The 596-nt window shown below is 48.7% G+C and carries 1 pseudogene; it reads left to right on the forward strand.

What is annotated here, in order from left to right:
* Window positions 1-77: 77 nt before the first annotated feature.
* Window positions 78-596 (forward strand): annotated as a pseudogene (locus BN1117_RS17050) (hypothetical protein); the annotation flags it as partial.

The following is a 596-nucleotide window of genomic DNA, read 5'->3' on the forward strand; positions in this document are numbered from 1 at the left end:
GGTGGGTGTCCTAGATTTGCTTTTCCTAGATTTGCTTTGCCAGCCCCTTAGGAGCACGTTAAATTCATGGAGGATTAATGACATCTCGGGAACTACTTGAGCAAGCAGTACACAGCAGCGCTGTTATTCACCAGCCTCACGCGCTAAAAGCCTATTTATCGACTCAATTTCTTGCTGCACACCTTGGGCAACCGGAAGCCTTGTGGCAACAAACCGCCAAATTGATTGCCCAGGATGGATTACAGGTGTCAACAGTGCTCACCGATAGTGTACAGCCTGTCGTTTTCTCCGATTTACGCAGGCATCGCATTCTGGCGCGTGGTATTTATCCCGCTGCCTACCAAGCTATTTCCCAATGGCATGCCGAGTACGGCTTTCACGATATCTTTGAATTCTATATCGCCAAGGCAGCCAATAAGCCCGAATATTTATCCCATAACGTCACCATTTTGCTTGCGCTTAATGAGGTATACAGCGCCCTTCCTCCCGAGTGGGTACCTGCATTTTTGAATCGGGTCACGGAGTTTGTCACTGCTACCTTCCCTAATGAAGAAAATAGAGAATGCTGTGAGGTGATCACAACCGGACAGCCGGCA

It is taken from the genome of Aeromonas australiensis, assembly GCF_000819725.1.
Lineage (GTDB): Bacteria > Pseudomonadota > Gammaproteobacteria > Enterobacterales > Aeromonadaceae > Aeromonas > Aeromonas australiensis.